Here is a 1,942-nt window from a genome sequence, read left to right as displayed (position 1 = left end):
GCACAAAACAGTCCGGCGGGTTCAAATTTTTCCCAAGCGCGGTGAGATGCCGCGCTCTCGTTCTCTGCCGTGAGATGCGGCAAAGGAGGCTCCAGAATCATGGCGAAAGGTGCTCGTATCCGCTCTGGGCCTATGCCGGACGAGAACTCTGCACGGTCTGATGCTCGCGGCTACAGGCTGGAGGATTTGCCAGCGTCCGGCTATGACGGCCCGGTGCCCGACTTTCCACTGCCCAACGTGACTGATCGTGAGTCTGAGGTATGGGAGTGGGCGTGGCGGACTCCGCAGGCGTGCGCGTGGTCGATGGACGTGTCGGGGTGGCTGGTGCGTTCGGTGGCGATGTGGACTCGGCTGTCTGTCCGGTGTGAGGACGCCACCGTGTCGGCCCCGGTGCTGGGGCAGTTGCATCGTTTCGCTGAGCACATCGGCTTGACGCCTGCTGGTTTGGCAGCTCTGGGGTGGAAGATCACAACCCGCACCGCCTCGTCAGTCGAGGCTGAGGCTGCGACGCCGAAGCGGTCTCGCGGCTCGAAGCTGAGAGCGATCAATGGCGGCCTCGCTTCCTGACGATGACTGGTCGGTTGCGTGGCCAACTCTGGGGTATCTGTCTGCTGACTGGATCGAGGCCCACTGCCTGGTCGCTGACGGCTGGTCGATGGGTGAGCCGTTTGTGCATGACGGCTGGCAGTTGTGGTGCACACTCAACCATTACAGGGTGAAGCCGAAGGCGGTGTTTAACCAGGCCCGCCCGGTGGGTGCGCCAGCGTTCCAGTATCGCCGTTCGCAGGTGGTGGGGCCGCAGAAGACGGGGAAGTCGCCGTGGGCTGCGTCGCTGATCCCGTTCGAGGCTGTCGGGCCGTGCATTTTCGCTGGCTGGGCTGTTGGTGGCGAGCGGTATCGGTGTGTCGATCATGGCTGCGGTTGCGGGTTCGTCTACGCCTACGATGCGGGTGAGCCGATGGGTATTCCGCGGCCGGTCTCCCGCATCCAACTGTTGGCGACGGCTGAGGATCAGACCGACAACATTTACGCGCCGCTCCAAGAGATGATCAGGCGCGGCCCGTTGCAGGAGCTGATGCGGGTTCGTGAGGATTTCATCCGCACGCCGAACAATGGCGAGGTGTTGCCGAACACGGCTGCACCGAACTCGAAGGTGGGCGCTCCCATCCATTTCGCGGTGGCGGATGAGTCAGGCCTGTACACGGGCAAGCTGATCAAGGTATGGCAGCATATGCGCCGCGGCTTGGCGGGTATGGGTGGTCGTGGCCTGGAGGTGACGAACCCGTGGGACCCGATGGAGAACTCGGCGGCTCAGCAGACGTTTGAGTCATCATCGAAGGATATTTTCCGGTTCTACCGCAGGCCGCCCACTGACCTGAGGTTTGAGCTGAAATCTGAGCGGGCGAAGATTCTGCGGTTTGTGTATCGCGGGTCGCCGTGGGCTGATCTGGAGGCAATCGAGGCCGAGTGCGCCGAGTTGATGCACACCGACCCGGCGCAGGCGAAGCGGTTCTTTGGGAACATGCTGGTGCAAGGCTTGGGCGCGTTCCTGCCTGAGGCTGTGGTGGAGGCTGCTGAGCTTGCGGTCGACGTGCCGGACGGCGCGGCGGTGTGTGGCGGGTTTGACGGGTCACGGTCGAGCGACTGGACGGCGCTGCGATTGCAGACGATTGACGGGCATCGGTTCACGCCAACGTATGGGCCAGATCAGCGTCCAGCGGTATGGAACCCAAGGGAGTGGCCGGAGGGTCGCATCCCTCGCGGCGAGGTTGATGCCGCCGTGGATGAGGTGATGCGCCGCTACAGGGTGGGGCGCATCTACTGCGACCCGCGGCACTGGGAAACGCAGGCCGATGCGTGGGCGTCGAGGTTCGGTGACGATGTGGTGCTGCAGTGGCCGACGAACTCGATTGCGCGCATGTTTCCAGCACTGGTCAGGTAC

At 63.6% G+C, this 1,942-nt stretch carries 1 protein-coding gene; it reads left to right on the top strand.

The genetic code is table 11. The features are described from left to right. Nucleotides 1-547: 547 nt before the first annotated feature. A partial coding sequence (locus tag ACTNDJ_RS08880) for a hypothetical protein (protein ID WP_441083566.1) occupies nt 548-1,942 on the top strand: 1,395 nt, incomplete at its 3' end.

The organism is Collinsella sp. HCP3S3_D1 (genome assembly GCF_052064015.1).
Lineage (GTDB): Bacteria > Actinomycetota > Coriobacteriia > Coriobacteriales > Coriobacteriaceae > Collinsella.
The sequence above is the reverse complement of the archived record's forward strand: the minus strand, read 5'-3'. Positions and strand labels throughout refer to the sequence as shown.